This is a genomic window from Catenovulum sediminis, assembly GCF_007289895.1.
Classification (GTDB): domain Bacteria; phylum Pseudomonadota; class Gammaproteobacteria; order Enterobacterales; family Alteromonadaceae; genus Catenovulum; species Catenovulum sediminis.
In genome coordinates this window covers 2,358,279-2,377,882 of record NZ_CP041660.1, presented here as the reverse complement: position 1 = coordinate 2,377,882, position 19,604 = coordinate 2,358,279, and the positions used below count along the sequence as shown (strand labels likewise).

At 40.5% G+C, this 19,604-nt stretch carries 16 protein-coding genes and 1 pseudogene; 8 read left to right on the top strand and 9 right to left on the bottom strand.

Annotated features, from left to right (window positions below):
• Window positions 1-478 precede the first annotated feature (478 nt).
• On the bottom strand, window positions 479-1,330 hold the full coding sequence (gene purU / locus FNT16_RS09775) for a formyltetrahydrofolate deformylase (RefSeq protein ID WP_143871409.1): 852 nt from the start codon (window positions 1,328-1,330) through the stop codon (window positions 479-481).
• Between the two features lie 96 nt (window positions 1,331-1,426).
• Here purU and ppa point away from each other — a divergent pair, with 96 nt between their 5' ends.
• Window positions 1,427-1,957: an inorganic diphosphatase gene (ppa, locus tag FNT16_RS09770; protein WP_143871408.1), complete on the top strand. Its 531-nt coding sequence runs from the start codon at window positions 1,427-1,429 to the stop codon at window positions 1,955-1,957.
• A 43-nt stretch (window positions 1,958-2,000) separates the two neighbouring features.
• On the opposite strand, the pseudogene FNT16_RS09765 reads toward ppa, so the two are convergent.
• A pseudogene (locus tag FNT16_RS09765) lies at window positions 2,001-2,767 on the bottom strand (EAL domain-containing protein).
• 219 nt (window positions 2,768-2,986) lie between these two features.
• Here FNT16_RS09765 and FNT16_RS09760 point away from each other — a divergent pair.
• The 3 genes from FNT16_RS09760 to FNT16_RS09750 all read left to right on the top strand — a co-directional run bounded on the left by FNT16_RS09760 (window position 2,987) and on the right by FNT16_RS09750 (window position 5,323).
• Complete coding sequence (locus FNT16_RS09760) at window positions 2,987-3,784, top strand: HAD family acid phosphatase (protein WP_143871407.1); 798 nt, start codon at window positions 2,987-2,989, stop codon at window positions 3,782-3,784.
• A 96-nt stretch (window positions 3,785-3,880) separates the two neighbouring features.
• On the top strand, window positions 3,881-4,342 hold the full coding sequence (locus tag FNT16_RS09755; RefSeq protein WP_143871406.1) for a copper chaperone PCu(A)C: 462 nt from the start codon (window positions 3,881-3,883) through the stop codon (window positions 4,340-4,342).
• Between the two features lie 9 nt (window positions 4,343-4,351).
• A complete protein-coding gene (locus tag FNT16_RS09750) occupies window positions 4,352-5,323 on the top strand; it encodes a DUF2333 family protein (RefSeq protein ID WP_143871405.1) in 972 nt (323 codons plus the stop codon).
• 99 nt (window positions 5,324-5,422) lie between these two features.
• Here the strand turns inward: FNT16_RS09750 and FNT16_RS09745 are convergent, their stop codons facing one another.
• Window positions 5,423-6,025 (bottom strand): beta-phosphoglucomutase family hydrolase, encoded by a 603-nt coding sequence (locus tag FNT16_RS09745; RefSeq protein WP_143871404.1) that lies wholly within the window; start codon window positions 6,023-6,025, stop codon window positions 5,423-5,425.
• Between the two features lie 168 nt (window positions 6,026-6,193).
• On the opposite strand from FNT16_RS09745, the gene FNT16_RS09740 reads away from it, so the two are divergent.
• Complete coding sequence (locus tag FNT16_RS09740; protein ID WP_143871403.1) at window positions 6,194-7,276, top strand: HDOD domain-containing protein; 1,083 nt, start codon at window positions 6,194-6,196, stop codon at window positions 7,274-7,276.
• Here the strand turns inward: FNT16_RS09740 and FNT16_RS09735 are convergent.
• From FNT16_RS09735 to FNT16_RS09725, 3 genes are read right to left on the bottom strand one after another with little or no spacing between them, the layout of a single operon-like run.
• Window positions 7,268-9,274 carry a phytase gene (locus FNT16_RS09735; RefSeq protein ID WP_143871402.1) on the bottom strand — a complete coding sequence of 669 codons (2,007 nt, stop codon included), beginning with the start codon at window positions 9,272-9,274 and terminating at the stop codon, window positions 7,268-7,270. The genes FNT16_RS09740 and FNT16_RS09735 overlap by 9 nt on opposite strands.
• Before the next feature lie 15 nt (window positions 9,275-9,289).
• Entirely contained in the window at window positions 9,290-10,261 is a 972-nt protein-coding gene (locus FNT16_RS09730) for a purple acid phosphatase family protein (protein ID WP_143871401.1), read from the bottom strand.
• On the bottom strand, window positions 10,261-12,963 hold the full coding sequence (locus tag FNT16_RS09725) for a TonB-dependent receptor (protein WP_143871400.1): 2,703 nt from the start codon (window positions 12,961-12,963) through the stop codon (window positions 10,261-10,263). The genes FNT16_RS09730 and FNT16_RS09725 overlap by 1 nt, the downstream gene beginning before the upstream one ends.
• 331 nt (window positions 12,964-13,294) lie before the next feature.
• Here FNT16_RS09725 and FNT16_RS09720 point away from each other — a divergent pair, with 331 nt between their 5' ends.
• Entirely contained in the window at window positions 13,295-14,206 is a 912-nt protein-coding gene (locus FNT16_RS09720; protein WP_143871399.1) for a GGDEF domain-containing protein, read from the top strand.
• Window positions 14,207-14,262: 56 nt separating this feature from the next.
• A complete protein-coding gene (locus FNT16_RS09715) occupies window positions 14,263-15,285 on the top strand; it encodes an AraC family transcriptional regulator (RefSeq protein WP_143871398.1) in 1,023 nt (340 codons plus the stop codon).
• Between the two features lie 99 nt (window positions 15,286-15,384).
• Here FNT16_RS09715 and FNT16_RS09710 read toward each other — a convergent pair whose 3' ends face one another.
• The 3 genes from FNT16_RS09710 to FNT16_RS09700 all read right to left on the bottom strand — a co-directional run bounded on the left by FNT16_RS09710 (window position 15,385) and on the right by FNT16_RS09700 (window position 18,346).
• Window positions 15,385-16,047, bottom strand: coding sequence for a GNAT family N-acyltransferase (locus FNT16_RS09710; RefSeq protein ID WP_143871397.1), 663 nt, complete (start codon window positions 16,045-16,047; stop codon window positions 15,385-15,387).
• A gap of 353 nt (window positions 16,048-16,400) precedes the next feature.
• Complete coding sequence (locus FNT16_RS09705) at window positions 16,401-17,276, bottom strand: DUF4437 domain-containing protein (protein WP_143871396.1); 876 nt, start codon at window positions 17,274-17,276, stop codon at window positions 16,401-16,403.
• An 83-nt stretch (window positions 17,277-17,359) separates the two neighbouring features.
• Entirely contained in the window at window positions 17,360-18,346 is a 987-nt protein-coding gene (locus tag FNT16_RS09700) for a zinc-dependent alcohol dehydrogenase family protein (RefSeq protein ID WP_143871395.1), read from the bottom strand.
• A 324-nt stretch (window positions 18,347-18,670) separates the two neighbouring features.
• Between FNT16_RS09700 and FNT16_RS09695 the strand changes: the two genes are divergently transcribed.
• Complete coding sequence (locus FNT16_RS09695; protein ID WP_143871394.1) at window positions 18,671-19,579, top strand: LysR family transcriptional regulator; 909 nt, start codon at window positions 18,671-18,673, stop codon at window positions 19,577-19,579.
• Window positions 19,580-19,604 lie beyond the last annotated feature (25 nt).

The window sequence follows — 19,604 nt, the reverse complement described above, 5'->3', positions numbered from 1 at the left end:
TATTTTGAATTTTGAGCTACGAGCTACGAGCTACGAGCTTCGAGCTTCGAGCTTCGAGTTTCGAGTTTCAAGTTTCAAGTTTCAAGTTTCAAGTTTCAAGTTTCAAGTTTCAAGTTTCAAGTTTCAAGTTTCAAGTTTCAAGTTTCAAGTTTCGAGTTTCGAGTTTCAAGTTTCAAGTTTCAAGTTTCAAGTTTCAAGTTTCGAGTTTCGAGTTTCGAGTTTCGCAGGTAGTGTAAGTCTGGCCTTTAGGCCGACAATTTTAATTCGACAATTGTGCATTATTCATTTGTTGGCCTAAAGACCAACCTACATGTCAGGCCTTTAAGCCTGACATGTAGGTGCAAACTTCGAACTACAAATTATAAATTGCAAGCTTCTGTTACTCGTTGCTCGAAGCTCATTACTTGTAGCTTGTAGCTCGTAGCTTGTAGCTCGTAGCTCGTAGCTCGTAGCTCATAACTCGTAGCCCAAAACAATATTAATCAAAGACAACCGTTTTATTACCGTTAATAATCACCCGATCTTCAATATGGCTCCTAAGGCCACGTGCTAATGCTTGTTTTTCGCATTCTTTACCTTTACGCACCATATCTTCAATCGAATCTCGGTGACTAATACGGATAATTTCCTGATCAATAATCGGCCCCGCATCTAAATCTCCGGTGACATAATGACACGTCGCGCCAATTAATTTTACCCCACGCTCATGAGCTTGATGGTAAGGTTTTGCACCAGCAAAAGAAGGCAAAAAGCTATGATGAATATTGATAACGCGACCCGCAAATTCCTGACATAAAACATCCGGAAAAATTTGCATAAAACGCGCCAACACAACAGTATCCGCTTCATACTGCAAAATCAGTTCACGTACCTCATCAAACGCAGCCTGTTTATCACCTTTTGCAAATGTAACATGATGATAAGGTAATCCATGCCACTGCGCCATATGGCGTAAATGTTCATGGTTAGCAATAACCGCAACAATATTGCAATCCAGCTCACCACTGTGCCAACGGTGCAACAAATCTGCCAAACAGTGAGATTCACGGCTTGCCATTAACACTACATTTTGTTTTTTAGACGAATCAACAATTTTCCAGTTCATCTGAAATTGCTGCGCTAACTGTGCAAACTCATCTTTGAAAGCCTCTAAACTCAACTCAATAGAATCAGCTTCAAATTCGTGCCGCATAAAAAACCAGCCGGCCGTTGTATCTCTATGGTGGTTCGCTTCGACGATAGAAGCACCATGCTCGGCTAAAAATTTTGAAACTGCGGCCACTATGCCCACTTTATCTGGGCAATCAATCACTAAACGGTAACTTTTCATTGTCATCCTATTCTGAGCTTATTTTATTCGCCATTTTATTGCTTAACGTTATAATAAGGCCAATTTTCATAAATCAAACTACTTTAAGGAACAAATATGAGCTTATCTGATGTTGCAGCGGGCAAAAACCTGCCAGAAGAAATTAATGTCATTATTGAAATCCCTGCAAATGCAGATCCAATCAAATATGAAGTAGACAAAGATACCGGGACTGTTTGGGTAGACCGTTTTATGGCAACCCCAATGTTTTACCCTTGCAACTATGGTTTTGTAAACGACACTTTATCTTTAGACGGCGACCCAGTTGACGTTTTAGTACCTACTCCCTACCCACTTGTACCAGGTGCGGTCATTAAATGTCGTCCAGTTGGCGTATTAAAAATGACGGACGAGTCAGGTGAAGACGCAAAAGTCGTTGCGGTACCGGTTAGCAAATTGACTAAAATTTACGATCATGTAAAAGACGTTGATGATTTAGATGAATTATTGAAAGCACAAATCACTCACTTCTTCGAGCGCTACAAAGAACTTGAAAAAGGCAAGTGGGTTAAAGTAGATGGTTGGGAAGACGCTGCCTCTGCAAAAGCTGAAATCGTCTCTTCATACGAGCGCGCGCAAAAAGCTTAATAGTATTTGGCAGGGAATTCATCCCTGCCAGTCAATCTATTCATTATAAGTTTTCTATTTCTGGGTATTTTTTAAAGCCGGGTTTGGCAAAATAGTAACCTTGAAATATATCAATGCCCATTTCTTGCAACACGTCGAGTTCATTCTTAGATTCGACTCCTTCAGCTATCACTGTTGTACCCAATTCATTACAGACTTGTACAATACCGCGCAAAATAATTTGATTTTTAGGTTTATGTTGAATATCGCGAATTAACGCCATATCTAATTTAACAAACTCTGCTTCTATTTGTGCTAAATGATTTAAGCCCGCGTAACCAGCCCCAAAGTCATCAATCGCTATTTTAAAACCTAAAGACTTATAGTGATCCACAATATTTTGTAGATGATTATAATCTGACAACTTTTCACTTTCTGTAATTTCAAACACCAACCTATCAAGTGGGAAATTAAATTCTTTCGCTGCAGCCAAAGTCGTTCTGATACAGAGCTCTGGTCTGTACACCGCATTCGGTAAAAAATTGATATTAAGTAACGCGTCTCCCCCAGTAAGGAAGCTTGCTGAATCGCCTTAACTCTACATGCTTGGTCAAACCTATAACGATTAGAATCGTTTATACGCTCAAACACCCACCCAGCCCCTTGATTCTCAGGCCCGCGTACCAATGCTTCTTGAGCCAGTACAGAGCCTGTGTTGGTATTGACAATTGGCTGAAAAGCCATATGAAATTCAAAGCCTAAATCATTTCCTTTTAAACATTCAGAGCATTGCAGCGCTTTAAAATCTGCTGGTTTAGCTGGCTCAATCATAATTTCCTCGCGATTCCTACCTGACATAAAAGACCTATTTTATAGCGCTCAACAAGCTCTTCATTATAATACGTTTAATGTACATAACAATAAACATAGAGTTCTCTGTTTACCGATTGCACCACAGAGAAAACTACAGTTTTATTTGTTTTGACCGATAATCAAGTAATAGCAATCTAAAACGCCTAATTAATTCAGTCAGACCAATGGAATAAAACGATGCGAAAACTAGCAATTTTGCTGATATCAACCTGCTTGCCTTTCTTTTCATCGGCCAATGAAACCGCAAGTGCAGTCGCTTGGATGCAAACATCTGCAGAGTACCAGGCAATTGCCTCACAAACATTTAAGACAGCAGCAGAGCAACTGCAAAAAGCCGTGTTTGATGATGAATGGGTTGCTGCAATTGAACAGTTTGGTCAAAAAGGTATTAACCAACTCCCCAATGCAATTATTCTAGACTTGGACGACACGCTCATCAGCACACTTGCCTACCGCGGAGAGTTAATACAAGACAACGACCAACATAACGAAAAATTATTTAAACGTTGGATGAACCTTGAAAAAGCCCCGTTAGTGCCACATGTTTTAACGCTAATCGAAAAAGCATCCAGCTTAGGCGTCACGGTTTTATTAATCTCAGATAGAATATGCCAACCTAACCCCAGAGACCCCTGCCCAGTAAAAAGTCAAACGCTGCGGATGTTAAAAAGAGTCTCTATTGGCTTTCCTAAAGACCATATGTTCTTTCGCGGAGAGTATTCAGACTGGAACAAAGATCAAAGTAGCCGGCGCAGTTTTATCGCACAACGCTACCGTATTTTGATGATAATTGGAGATGATGCCAATCAAATGATCCCCAAAATCTCCGCCAGTCCGCCCAATACGCGTAAAAAGCTAGCAGCACAATATAACGAGATGTGGGGTACGCGATGGTTTTTGCTCCCTAATCCGGCATACGGCAGTTGGCGCGATGTACTCCCTAACAATCTAAACAACGCTATACAAGGTTATTAAGGTAATAATCGTTTAATTACAAAATTAAAAAATTCGCATTTGCGTTGTCATCAAGCTTGGTTAGAATGGGTATTATATAATTCTCAGGGGCAAGCAATGCGATTATTATCCAGTATTTTATTCATCACGACTCTTTCGACCAGCTCTACCGCTTTTGCAGATTTGCTGTTTAAAGATGCTCAAGCACGCTTATTACCGCCTACGCAAAGTCAAACTGCGGCATATTTGGAGATCTGCAATCCGACAGATAAAGCAATCGTCCTGGTTGCCGCTTCGTCAGATAGCAGCCCGCGCGTAGAGTTCCATAACCATGTTTATGAAAATGGCATGGCTGCAATGAAACGTGTTGAAAACTTAACACTGGCAGCAGGTGAAACACTCACTTTAAAGCCGGGCGGTCATCACATCATGTTATTTAATTTACAGCATGACTGGACAAAACTAGATTATATTACGCTGTACCTATTTGATGAAAATAGAAAAAAGTACACAGTAAAAGCGAAAATTGGCAAGGTGGAATCAAATACAGCTAGTCATCACAAGCACCATCATCATTAAGGAGCCAACATGAACAAAAACATAGTGCAATGGAGCGCTGCCGGGTTACTCACTTTCATTCTATTATTGTGGGTCATCGCAGTTTGGTGGAGCCAAGAACCAGATTTTATCGATATTCGAGCAAAAGCCAGCCCACACATCAACGTAACGGGTTATGCAACGACAACCGCATTAATTGAAGTTTCTTCAACTCTGTTGAATAAACCGGGCGGATTCACTGCCAATGATGTCTTGCCCCCTTCCGTGTTGATGGACAATATGCCGGCATGGGAATTTGGCGTATTAGAACAAGTACGAGATTTAGCGCTGGCAATGCGTAAAGACTTTAGCCGCTCGCAATCTCAATCAGCCGAAGACATCGATTTAAAATTTGCACAACCTGAGTTTAATATCGACCATAAAAACTGGGCTTGGCCAAGCGCTGAAGGTGAATACCACAACGCAATCAAAGCACTGCAGCGATACCGAGCCCGTTTAATTGACGACAATCAGGCGGATGGACAATTTTATTCGCGCGCGGATAATTTGCGAGATTGGCTAAAAGAAGTTGAAAAGCGGTTGGGCTCAACTTCGCAGAAACTCAGTGCCAGTGTTGGACAAAGCCGCTTTAACACAAATCTAGCGGGTGATGCCAGTGCCGCACAATCAACACAAACAACCATGCAAGCGCGAGTGCAAACCAGCTGGTGGAAAATAGATGACATTTTTTACGAAGCACGCGGCACAAGTTGGGCGCTGCTGCATTTTTTAAAAGCGATTGAAATTGACTTTGCCGATGTTTTAGAAAAGAAAAATGCCAAAGTCAGCCTGCAGCAAATTATTCGCGAACTTGAAGCCACACAAGAAACGGTCTGGAGCCCAATGATATTAAACGGTGATGGTTTTGGCTTTTTAGCCAATCATAGTTTAGTCATGGCGAACTATGTTTCTCGTGCCAACGCTGCATTAATTGATTTGCGCAGATTGCTAGAACAAGGCTAACGACTGAAATTTAGCTGCATTAGTGTTTGTAAACTAATGCAGCTTTAAAAAGCCAACCCCATAACAAACTATTTAACAAACTATTATAACGTCCTTAAATTAGTCTAAAAAATAATCATTCCTGATATTCAAACTTTCCAATACATCTACAACATGCATACCAGCAGCTCGCGCCGCTTGAATTCCAGCTTGGGCATCTTCAAAAACAATGCATTTTTCGGCAGTGACGCCCATTAACTGTGCACAACGCAAAAAAGTATCCGGCGCAGGTTTTGGGTTTGCCACTTGATCCGCTCCTACAACATGGTCTATCAATTCATATAACCCACATGCTTGTAAAATCATAGTCGCTTCTTCAGTATATGCCCCAGTACCAACCGCCATTGGACGTTTGCCTTTGTTTTCTTGGGCAAACTCAGCCAGTTTTGTCGGTTTTACATAATCTAAAATGGTATTGCGTACGATATTTTCTTTAAAGTCGTTGATTTCTTCACGGCTCACAGCAAGCTCTAGCTTAAAATGCTCAACCAGTATATCAACCGTGTCTTTAGTGGGCACGCCTGCTAAAGAACGCATCAATGCGTTGTCAACCGGAATCCCATATTTGTTTAAAGCCGCTAGCCAAGCATTTTGGTGCAACTGTCCACTATCGACCAAGGTGCCATCCATATCAAATACGATCGCGTCAAATTCTAAATACATAAATCATTCCGACTAAAATAAAATTAGTATTATTATACCGTTTTTAAATGTCATTTTGATGGCTCATATCAATTTATTTATCAGTGATAAATTTAGCCCAATTAACATTGCAAATACCGCAGCCCCTGCCATGCTTAGACTATCTGCAGAGCCAAAAAGGAAAACTGCATGTTTCTAAAATTATTACAAACCACCTTGTCCGCAATACAACCAAAAACTGCGACACCAGACTATGAAGCATTTCAAAAAAGCAGACACACCCATTCGCAAGGAAAATCAGTTCAACGCCATAAATTGAGCCAAGCTAAGCAAAAAAAAGAGGTAGCAGAACAACCGATAAACGAAAAAATCAAGCTCGCTTTTTATGACTTTTTACTCGGCCAATGTGATGACAATGATCAGCAAGATCCATTAACCGACTTCATTGTTGATAAAATTTCAGAGTTACTTAAACAACCTGAGCTTTTTATTAAAGAAATGCCAACCATGCCTAAATCGGTCAGTATATTAATCACCGAAATTGATGACCCTGATTTTAATGTACAGCGTTTGATCACAGTGATTGAAAAAGAACCTGCGGTTGCTACGGCATTGATCAGGCTGGCAAACAGCTCGATGTATAAACGCAGCGATAAACCCATCACAGATCTACGCAAAGCCTTTGTCCAACTCGGTGCTGCAGGGGTAAAAGAAGGTGTCTTGAATACCTTTATTAAACAAATGGCTCCGACAAATAATTTATATTTTAAAATGTTTGGGCAAAAAATCTGGTTGCATGCCGAACAAACTGCACAGTACTCCCGTCAATTGGCAGAATTGACGTTAGAAGATGAGGAAATTAATAATGCAGCCTACTTTACGGGTCTACTGCATCATTTAGGCAAAATGATTATCTTTCAACTTATGATTGATGCATTTAAAGTAATTGATCCAAGTACCCCCCCTAACTCTGCAACGCTCAAAAGATTAATGCAGGAAAAAGGGGATAATCTAACAATTGCCATCGCACAGCATTGGCAATTACCCAATGAGATTGTCAGCGCACTGCCAAATACAAACCGTTTGTATATCTCATCCGACTCATTGGTGAGTTGTGTACATCAAGCCAGTATCATCAGTGAGGTGCTTTGTGTGCTGCAAAAAGATGTCAGTCTACTAAAAGATGGATTATTTTACGCTAAAGAACATCTGCTCTGCGATGAAGCAGAGCAGATATTAGCCAGTCAGCTAGAAAGTGAAAGGTTAGTTTGAAGAAATGAGTTGTTGAATATTCTGCCAGGCAACCAGCTTAAAATTTTGCGGTTGCACAGGCATAACATTACGCCCATCTTGCACCACTAATAAACCTTGTGTGTATTGGCCGCCTAAATTCGCCGAGGTCACGGCTAAGCCATCAGTTTCTGAAGCACCGTCCACCCCTTTTTGCGGATCAGCAGTAATTTTGAAACGTGTTACCACTTTTTTATCTTCTAGCGAAAATACAACATAAGAATCATTTCCCTGGCTGGATGCAATTAAGTATTTTTCTGCTCCATGATAAATAGACAAACCTTCAACATCATCAAACAATACTTTGTTATCAACTCGGTAAAAAGGTTGCAACGCGTCTCCCCCATCAGGCTCTGCAGAAATGCTCCAAATACCATAATCTTCTTCCCCAAGATACAAAGTTTGACTAGCAGAATCCGCAACACAACCTTCTGGTTGCGAATTCACTTTAAACTCTCGCACTAATTGACTTTCAACCTGACCATTCGAAAAGTTAATTTGATACTGCTGGTACAAGCCACTTTCATCGTTGATAAAGACATAATGTTGTTTATTCAGGCTTGAATAGTAATTACACAAACCATAAACATCCGGTAAGCTGGTTGAGATTTCAGCCAAATCACTGACTTTTCCATCAGCATTAATTTTATATAAGGAAATGCTATTGTTTGTCCGGTTGCTGGCTGCAGCAAAGTCAAATATCTGTCCGTTTATCTCAACCTGATAGCTCACATCAATATTATTGATTCGCCCCGATGCTATGCTTTGCACTTCTTCACCCGCTAAATTATAAACATACAAGCCGTAACTTTTATCGGTTGCCAAAATCAAACTATGTTCAGGCTTTTGTGCATTTACCCAAATTGCAGGATCGTCCGCCGCATCTCCATAACGTTTTACAGGTGCCGTCTCAGCATTGCTTTTGACACTTTTTAGCTCGCTTAGTGCGCTTTTTGTCGGCTGCAGAACAATATCTGTTGGTGCGGTATAATAACCAGGATTTTCATCATCATAATAAACCAATTTGACGGCTTCACCTGCTACTTGCAAGGCGCTGATGCTTTCATTTTTGCGCCCTTCCAACTGATAAGCAGTTTGCTGCCAAAACGCTTGTTTGCCTTTTTGTTCTAGTTGATAATGCTGCACTTGTGAAATATCCGGCAAGGCAACTAATAAACTGCCGTCTTGCAGTATAAAGATATCTTTAATTTCACCACTTAACTGACCAAAAGGTTCAACTAAAGCAACAGCCTGCCGACTGAGTTCTTTTTCTGCGTCAACCGAGTATTGCCATATCCCTGTCATTTCTTCGCTGATATAAAGCAGCCCCTTTACATCATCCACCGCACAAGCTGAACTTTCTGGCGGCGCTGGAAATTGCCGGATTAGATAGTTCACAGGTTTCGCGTTTTCGGCCAGATAAATAAGCCTTTGTTCCACTTGATTTTGCGCGGTTAACAAAAATGCATAGATATCCTGTGTCGTGGGTGATTGATATAAGCAAACATTGTTAATCACGGTTTTCGTCAATCGGATATCCATTAGAGTTTCTATTGACCATGGTTGCTCAGTCGTCTCTTTTCCCCTGTCTTGTGAAGTTAAAAGCGGAGTATGCGAAAGAGAAAAAACCTGTAATTGCCCCAGCTCTTTTTCAATACTACTGACCAACCACTTGTGCGAGCTTTCTACTGCAGTATTGTTTAATGGCCTAACATCTAAAGCTTCAAAATTTCCGCTCTGCTCTAACAGTTTTTCACCCTGTTTATCCAGCAAAAAAACGCCAAAGTTTTCACTATTACCAAGCCAATGTTCATCTCCTATTGGCATCATTTTATGACCATTTAGTCTATCCGCCTGATACAAAGCCTGACTATTTAACGGTTTAGCTGATTTCACACTGTTGTTTTCAGGTGCAACACAGGCTTGTAAAAAGCATGCGAAGCACACCATAACCAGTGCACATTTCTTAATATTTATCATTAACTTGCCTACTACTTATTTTTCTATTCGGGTGGTGTATAAAACGTCGCCTTGCGCGTTGACCATTTGCACTAACATTGACGATGGCGTAACAGTGACCGCTGCTACACCCGCTTGTGCTTTAGCAAACTGGGTAAAGGATCGGGGTTTAACATGACGTACAGCAGAGCCTGCACCTGAAATAAAATGCTGAACATATTTACCGTCAATGCGGTTGTGTTGAAGATCGTGTTCATGGCCTGCAAAATAAGCATCTACTTTATACGCTTCGAGAATAGGTTCCAGCGAAGATCTTACTGAATCTGTTTTACCATAGCGCTTACCACTGCTGTACATGGGATGATGACCGATAACAATTTTCCATTTTGCGCTGCTACCAGCCAAAGTTTGTTGTAGCCAAGCTAACTGCTGCTGGCCATTTTGAGCACGCACTGCCAAATATTTATCTTCCGTTAAATATTTATCTTCAAAAGGGCTGGTATCTAAAAAGATCATCAATAGGCTTTCTTGTGACTCATCCAGTGCAAAGGTTTTTTGATAGTACCTAGCAGGCATATTCCAGCGCTGACTCACACGGCTGTAATCAATTTGTGCTTGCACATTGCCACGATAATCGTGATTACCTAATACCGCATACCAAGGCTCGAACAGGTTTGGTCCTGCGTAAATCGCTTCATAAGATGAATTCCAATAGGGATCATTCACACTGGCGACGCCATCCGGATAAAAGTTATCTCCAGTCGATACGATAAAATCACCATCTAACCAATACATCAAATTATCCATCTGATTAGCGACCTCTTTTTGTTGAAAGTGACCATTGCGGCCCCAATCTCCAACCACCAAAAAGTTAATCGCGTCTTCGTTGATGTGTAAATTATTTATATGATGCTGTGCATACCACCCCTGATCTTTGAACGGTGCACTATGCACCGTAACAAAGAACAAAAAATAGATAGATAGCAAGCTTGTTATAATTTTTTTCATTAGAATGAAGTCCAGCTAAAACCTAACTCAAATGTACGTCCGTAAGTTTCGTACTGCGCATTTCTATTTTTCTCATCAAAATAATGGTACATAGGTTCATCATTAATGTTGATGGCATTAAAATAGATATGCGTATGCTGATTTACATAGTACTTGCCGCTAAAATCAAATTGCGTATGTGCATCTTCATAGCGCAACATTCCATCATCAATTTCTTCTAAATTACGACTTTTATAGACACTGGTTAAACGCATGCTCAAACTATCCGTTTCATAACCTAAAGTGAAATTAGCCGTAGTATCAGACTGATTGGGTAATTGGGTTTTGATAAGCTCGCCATCAAAGAAAGTAGTTGCTGCTGAGTCGCTCACCGTTGCATTTGCCGCCAGCAGTAAACCAGAGTCAAACGATTTGACCCAAGCAAGTTCAAAGCCGCTTAATGTTGCATTTTCACCATTTATCGGTTGAAAAACCTCATCATAATCTTGCCAATCAGCTGTACCAGCTACATCTGCAACAATAATGAAGTTTTCGATATCTTTGTAAAAATAACCAGCTGACAGAACACCGATATTGCCTGGATAGTACTCGATAGATAAATCGAAATTATCTGAAAAATAAGGCTTTAATTCAGGATTGCCGGCTTCTGCTTCACGCTCTGTAACAAAAACCCCTTCATCTTCTTCAGTTGTTGATTCAATTATCTGAAATGCCGCAACATCTTCAAATTTGGGTCTGGCTAATGTTTGCGTATACGCCGCACGCGCAATAACTTGTGGGGAGAATTCGTATCTGACGTTAATACTCGGCAACCACTTTGCATAATCGCGCTCGGCTTGCCAAACTGAATTCAGCGTACCTTCAAAATCTGTTTCTTCGTTTTCAACAACATCTACTTTATAACCCGATGTTGAAAAATCTGTTTTTTCATAACGTACACCCGCCACTAAACTTAACTTATCTATTGAAAAACGCGTCATGGCGTATGCGGCAAATATATCTTCGTTGATTGAATACGAAGCCCCTTTAGATTCTGCTTTCGATTCGGAGCTTTGATAGCTGTCTGCCAATGCAGCACGGTTGTCTGTAAAGTGCTGACGCAATGCCATCTTATCTAATCCAGGACCAAACTCACCTAAGCTCCAATCCATATTGCTAACTGCATAATTTTCGGCGGCAAAACTATCAAAAACATCCCCTCCACTATAAATATAAATGTCGGCGACCGCTTGTTTTTCACGCTGGCGATATTGAGTGCCCACTTTAACTTCAAACTCGTGGCCGTTTAGCTGCAAGGTTTTAGTCAGATCAAGCTTTAAGCTGCTTTCTTCATCTTCACTGTCTTCGCTTTCATTCGAAACTTCATCCAGTTCATATTGACTCAAATCATGCACCTGTGAAGATTGCTCAATTTGCGGAATCGCGCCTTGCATATCGCTTGAAAAGGCCAACTCGTCTGCTTTTATTGTGTAATAAAGCGCATTTGGGTTTTCTTCGCTGGCGAGAGAGTACCCCAACTGATATTCAACTTTCCAACTGTCGATCAGATGTTCTGCGCCCGCGGTGATCGAAGTGATTTCCTGTGTTTCGCCTCGGTCTTTGCTGGCGCGTTCAATTTCAGTTTCGTCATCAAATACAAAAGTATTGCTAAGGCGGTATTCATCATCCGAAAACGCGCTGTATAAAGTTCGCAAATAATATTGGTTATTAAAATCAGGTCGGTAATCTAAATTAACCGCTGCGCCGAAACGTTCACGTGTAATACTATAGTGGCGCTGCTCTAGTTCATCATCTCCGTTTGACTCGATATTGTCAGAGCCAAACTGTCTTTCTGAATAAGACAAAGCTCCAGCTATCGCAAACTCATCGTTAAATATATCGGTATAACTGGCAGCGACTTTGGGGCTCGTTTCGTCACGTAGTTGGTTTTGTGCCATTTGCGCTGAAAAACTAATACTTTGCTGCGCTCGGTCAAAACCGCTTAAACTTTTAACTTCTATTGAACCACCAATTGCACTGGCATCCATATCTGGCGTGACCGATTTAGAAACCTCAAGACTGCCCACAAGTTGTGACGGTATTACATCCAACGCAACAGAACGCACACCGGCTTCTGGCGAAGGTACATTTAAACCGTTTATCGTCACGTTGTTTAAATTAGGATCGATACCTCGAATACCAACAAACCGCCCTTCCCCTTGATCGCGCTCAATAAACATTCCCGGTAAACGCTGCAGAGCTTCAGAAACATTTTGATCCGGAAACTGACCTATTGCATCGGCAGAAACAATAGATTTAATGCTATCTGCATTCTTTTGCATATTTAAAGCACCTGCTTGCCCAGCGCGCTGTGCGTAAACAACCACATCTTCCATGGTGTCGCTGGATGCCATAGTTAAATTTTGTTTAATGGTGCCGTCTTGCTCAATCTGAACTTTAAAGGTTTGTGATTCTGCACCTAAATAATCAACCACTAGGGTATATTCGCCAGCGTCTAGATTATCGAAACGATATTCGCCTGTTTGATCCGTCACAACTGATTTTGATAACTCGACTAAAGTGACTTTGGCACCTTTGTATAATTTGAGCTGGTTTGCGCCTGTTACCTTACCAACTAAACTGCCAGCAAAAATCGTTGGAGAGAGTAATAAGGTCGAACAAACAAGGGCTAGTTTTGTAGGCCTAGCTATAAAGTGTTTCATGTTTAGAGTCCTGTTTATAAGTTATATTGTTTACAGCTTTTGGCGCTCATTAAACGCTGAGAAGGCTTTTTTACCATTAAGATTTTGTGACAACTGGCCTTTTCTGGCTTATAAAATGAGTAAGTTGATGCAAAAACACACAGTAATGAGCCAATTTAAGCATCTATTTTTTTTATTAAAAATCATAACCTTAAAAAACAAACTCAAAAATAAACTCGTATTTATCTATCAAAGACATTCATTTTTGGCAGTTTTCTGAGCCAAATTGACCCTTCCCCTGAAAAAGACTTTGCAATAGCATGTTTAAAAAACCTAAGAGAACGCCAACAGAATGAATTTTTTGCTTTTTCAACGACACACAAAGTTAATCAGTCTGGTTCTTGTTAGCCTATCTGTCGTAATCAGCTTGGTTGTTATGAATGGACAGCTAAAAGCCATAGAAACGCTGGACTGGTTAGACGTCGTTGGCGAGGGCGGTATTATCTTAATGACTTCCGTTTGGATATTTTTTATCTTCGCCAGTCGTCCTCCAGGACGTGTGACCACACTTTTAATTGTTGGCCTCTGCTGTTTTTTGATTTCCGGACTGTTAGATTTACTGGATGAGTTTGTCAGCTACCCAAATGACAAGTTTTGGCTCTATTGGGTCGAATCTTTACCTGCTTTTTTCGGCATGTTTCTAATGACATGGGCGCTTTATCAATGGCATCAAGAACAGTTTAAATTAAATCAACAATTATGCAGAAGAGAGGCCTTTTACCGTGAACATAGTCAGATAGATTTTGTCACTCAATTGTACCGAGCCGATTATATGCGCACGCTACTGACATTAAATCAATCACAAAATATTCCTTACTCTTTGGCCATGCTTGATATTGATAACTTTGCTGCATTTAACCGCCGTTATAACACAAATGATGGCGATAGATTATTACGTGAAGTCGCAGAAATTATTGTGATGAACTTACGGCAAAATGATTTGGCTTGTCGCTATGCCGGTGACCGATTTATTTTATTTTTTCCGCAAACGCATTTATGCGATGCGAAACTCGTCGTACAACAAATCACGCAGGCTATTTCGCATTTAGCATTTAAACCACAAAAAACAGGTAAAGCGGTATATCACGACGTGAGCTATGCATTAGCAGAAATTAAGCAAAATACCGATGCCGAAAACGCTATTGCTCAAGTGAATCAGAAATTAGAACAACAAAAAATGATACGACAGGCGCAAGCCTGCTAAAGCATGCAGAGTGTTTAACATTATTAGTGCTAAAAAAACAATAGGCTCCAGCAAACTTGAAATCCTTTGTAGAAATTGACGATAAATTTATCCCCGCACATCAATTACCAGCAAGCATAATTGATTTAGCAATGGCACGGGGTATAAACATGCAAAAGTTTTTGCGTGGTACTGGGATATTTTACGAAGATATTAAAAAGCAAAATTTATATGTTAGCCCGGTGCAAACCTTAAGTTTAATTGAAAAAGCACAGCAGCAAATTGCCGGATACGATAGCAGCTTTTTATTGGGACAAAGATTGTTTCCCGGTAACTACGGCCATTTAAGCGAAGCATTGATGCACAGCAAAAACCTGCACGATTTTTTACGTATACTCTTTTGTCATTTAACCGAGATAAATCCGTTTATTCACGCTCAGGTGAGTCAGTGTAATGATAAATTGGTTGTGCAATTCAGTGATGCGATTGGCTGTGGTGAAAATTACCCATTTTTACTTGAAATGTACTTAACAGCCTTATCGAGTACATTAAAATATCTTGCTAAACAACGGATAACGATTGCATATCAGTTCAGCTATAAAAGACCCAGATATATACAAGAATATGAAGAGAACTTGGGTTTTAAAATCAGTTTTGAGCAAGCTGACGATATGCTGTTTTTATCTATAAATGATTTCGAAATTTCCTTCCCCAGATACAGTCAACTGATAAGAGCACATGCTTTAAACAAGCTTAAACAGCAAAAAACGCAGAAAAAAATTACCTTTTTACAGGCTATCTTACGATTACAAAAACTATATGGCCCGTTAACACAAGAGGAAGCCGCTTGTAAGTTAGGGTTAAGTACCGCAACCTTTAAGCGCAAACTCAAAAGACATAATACCCGATACCTTGCGCTGCAGGATTTATATCACAGGCAACAAACCGTTATCTATTTACTGAATCACCACAACAATAATGAAATGTTAGCCGCTGAAATGGGCTTTACAGATGTTGCAAACTTTAGACGCGCCTTTAAACGCTGGTTTAAAATGACCCCCAGCGAGTTTAAAAGCCGTTATCAACTGAGTACTTGTTAATTATTTAAGATAAGGTTAATTCAAAAGTGAACAAGCCGGAGTGAGTCACGATTATCAACTGTACTTAACATTCAGTTTTAACCCATACGCGACGTAAATTTATGCGCCATAGAGCGCCATGCGAATATGGTCAATAAAGCGGTTAGCTCGGATGTGATGTTTGTGATCGGGTTTTAATAATTCAATTGAGTACAAATGTCTTTGTGTGATTTTATTTTGAGCTCGCTTCACATCTGCTTGTTGTCCGCAAGCTTTTAAAGTAAAACCTAAGTGCCCCAAAGCTCTTGCCATCCGTTTTTCAATTAAAATAAACCCAGAGTGTAGCTGCATACGCTCTGCTATCACATTTAACGACAAAAACAGTGCTTTAAAAATCAGTGCTGGGATATTTTCACCATCAACTTGGTTACGAAAAGAAGGACAAACAACTAAACGTGAAATCTCACAGTCATTGGGCGCAACCTTAACCTCAGGCAACAGATCTGAAAAAGGAAGTTTCTTCTCTGCATTGGGATAAACTAAACGAACGCAGCCGACCACCCGACGTGTTTGTTTGTGTTCAACAATACAATGAATCGCATCATTATCAAACTCATCTGACTCTTCGTCAGTCATCGTTCGATCGGCAAAGTACCCCAGTTGCTGGCAGTATATTCGGTATCTTAATTTAAATACATCAGTTAACTCTGACATCTCAGCTAACCGAATATTAAATTTATGAAAAAAAACCTCTGCGGGTGAATTGCCTTCAAAGACATGCATTTAGCGCTAATCCTTTAAATCAACACACAACAACAAAGGACGGGCTTTGCACTACGCTGCGAAAAAGTATATTCCTTTATTTTATCACCTGTTGGTGATTAAACAGCCAACATTCAGGTACAACAGTGTATTTAGACGCATTTTTCTTCTTACATAAACAGCGCTAACTGTAACTAAAAATGAACAGTATTTTTTTAAATATACCTATCCCGATGTGCTCTGTGGCGAACTAGACTGCCTATTACAACTTCGCTGAATCAGAGCTCAATATGGACGCTCGCTGTCATATTAAATTGCAGTCATACTGTATTCGCTACCATATCTTTATTCATGCATACTTTACAAGCTCCCCATTACCTTGTGCGCTTTAACGTGCGCGCTATAAATAAACCGTTACTGCGAATATAAAAGATGGTGTCTTCACGCGTGATTAATTGATGCGTAAACTGACCGGTAGAACTAAAATAACTGCCTGGGTTTAAATTTGTGACCGAGGTCGTTTCTGCTGATTGATAGCTGCTACTGCCTTGGATAACGACGGCCCGAAACTCTTCGCTTTCACTATCAATTGTCAGTTTAGTACCCGCGGTAACTTTTAGCATTAAACCTTGTAGTGGCGTTGAATTTGTTAACGACGCTGAACCCTCTTTTTTCCAAAGGTAGGAAATTTGGATATTATCCCCGTCGATAAGAGATGAATCCTGCGACTTTAACCAGATTAAGTTTGATGTATGAATATTAACGGGACGCTCGCCGTTATCAAAGTGCTGGTCAGATGGTTTGACGAGATATGGCCCACTGTCAATTTCAAGATAAATCATGTTCGATCTATCATTGGCTGCGGTTATGTGGTTTTCACCTGCCGGCTGAGTCCAATATGAGGCAGTTGGCATCCACATATGTTCTGCTGTGGGATCATCATTATGCATTGCGCCTTTTATCACAATACCACGATATGAAATATTGTGGATATGAGGTGGTGACGAAAAACCTTTTTTAAATCTGACCAACATCCCAGTCGCAATATATTTTGTACGATCGCCCCATAGATCGGCAGCACCGGGACTTTGATCACCTCGCAACGGGTTTAAATACCCCCAATTAACCTCTTCAGCTGTTGTCACTTCTGATTGACGGCTTTTTTCTGCTGCAAACACAGCAAAAGTGAACAATGCAGAAAATATGCTCAATAAAATAACAGGCGAAACTATTTTCGTATGATTAAACATCTGTAAATCCGTTAAATTGTTAGCGGGTGTGAATAACACACCCTTTGATACATTAATAAATCAATAGCTGTTTATATGGTAACTTATATGGTAACAACAACTTTACCCATTGCTTTACCACTGGCCAAACGCTCATGAGCCTGAGCTATTTGACTGAGGGTATAAGCAGTATCATCCAACACTGGTGTTAATTCGCCAGCTTCAGCAATTTTAGCCATGGCTTTTAAGATATGCGCATGCTCTTCACGTTTATGGTTGTGCAACATAGGGATAAGCATAAACACCACATGCAGTGATAGACCCTTGAAATGCGCCATCGTTAAATCAAGCTCGAGCATAGATACAGTTGAAACAACCTGCCCATTCAAAGCCGCAGCATTAAAAGAATTAAGCATGTTTTCGCCGCCAACTGAATCAAATACGATATCAAAGCCCGCGCCATTTGTGTGTTTTTGTACATAATCTTCAACTGATTCTGTACGATAATTGATAAAAGTGGCACCTAGTTTTTCAATCACTTCTGCTTGTGGTTCGCCGCCCCCCGTTGAAAATACATCAGCACCAAAATGACGTGCTAATTGTATTGCAACATGGCCAACTCCACCTGAGCCACCATGAACTAGTACTTTTTGTCCAGCTTGGATACCCGCACGTAGCAAGCCTTCATATGCTGTGATACCGACCAACGGCAAAGCAGCCGCTTCACGCATGGATAAATTTTTTGGTTTTAACGCCAGCAAATTTGTATCTGCGACAATGTACTCGGCTAATGTCCCCGGTAGATCGGCTAAACCGCCAGCACAACCGTATACTTCATCTCCCACTTTATATTCTGTTACAGCTTCGCCAACTTCTTCTATAACGCCAGCAAAATCCATCCCTAATAATGCAGGTGCGGCCGGCGATAAAGGTAATTCTGGCCCCATTGAGCGGATCATAGTATCCACCGTGTTGACGCTGGTTGCCGCGATTTTGACTAAAACATGATTGGCTTTGACACTAGGTTTAGCGATTTCTGTTGATTCAAAAACGTCTGGTCCACCAAAGGTATTGACTATCATTGCTTGCATTTTATTCTCCACTATTTACTTATAGATAAGTGTTTTGATTAACATATTGACTCTCGAGCATACTCATAAGCTGATCATTATTTTGCGCATTTGTTCAGTCCTCGTTGTTGAATTGTGGCAAGACGTATTCAGCGATTTCGTTTTGCGTTATTCAAACTACTTGTTAACGCGGCTTGTTAACTTAATTTGGCTCGTTCAATTTGATGGTTAAAGCATAACCATAATGAATTCACGAATAAACAACACTTAAATAGAATCAGAATTCTGTTTTTTTATATAATAAGAAGGATATAGTTGAGAGAAACGAATTAAAGGATATTCACCATGGATACAAATGCGGTTCGTTTATTTGTATTGGCAGCTGAAATGCTCAATATTACAGCCGCCGGTAAAAGGCTTGGTCTGGCGCCGTCTGTCGCTAGTGCACGTTTAGCTAAGTTAGAAATTAAGTTAGGGGCTGACCTTTTTCACCGCTCAACACGCAAGGTCACCCTGTCTATTGAAGGGATGGAATTTTTGCCTTTTGCCAAAGAAATTATTGCGCAGGAAGATGCCGCATTGGCGGCACTTGGTCGGGGTAAAGCCAACGTGAGCGGCACACTGAGATTTGCCGCATCCAGTACCTTTGCACAGCTTTTTGTTGCGCCCATATTGCCAGAATTTCTTGAACGCTATCCAGATGTTAACGTTGAACTAAAACTAACAGATACCCAAGTGAATTTGATTGATGGCGGGTTTGATTTAGCCTTGCGCAATTACACCGCCGAAGACAGCAGCTTAATCGGCAGAAAACTGGCCAAGGATAGACGGATATTGTGCGCCTCGCCTGATTACCTAAAAAAGTATGGTGTCCCAAATCGCCCAGACGATCTTAAAAATCATCAACTATTAGTATTTATCAATTCTAAAGCCCGTAAACTAACGTCTAAAACGGATAGTACCCCACACGCCTTTCCTCCAATAAACAGTAAACCGAGAGTAATATGTGATGATGGCTCAAGTATGCGTATTTCAGCGAAAGCGGGCGTGGGTATATGTATGAGCTCCATCTGGAATGTTTACACTGAACTAAAAGAAGGCAGCTTAGTGCAAATTTTACCTGACTATCAGATAGATGATCAGGCTGCAATCTGGCTGGTGTACCCCAAATCGAATGTTTTAACAGCCAAAGTGAGAGTATTTATTGATTATCTGGTTGAGAAAATTGGCTCTCCGCCTATTTGGGAGTTGTAGTTGCATTAAGCAAGGTTGACGATTT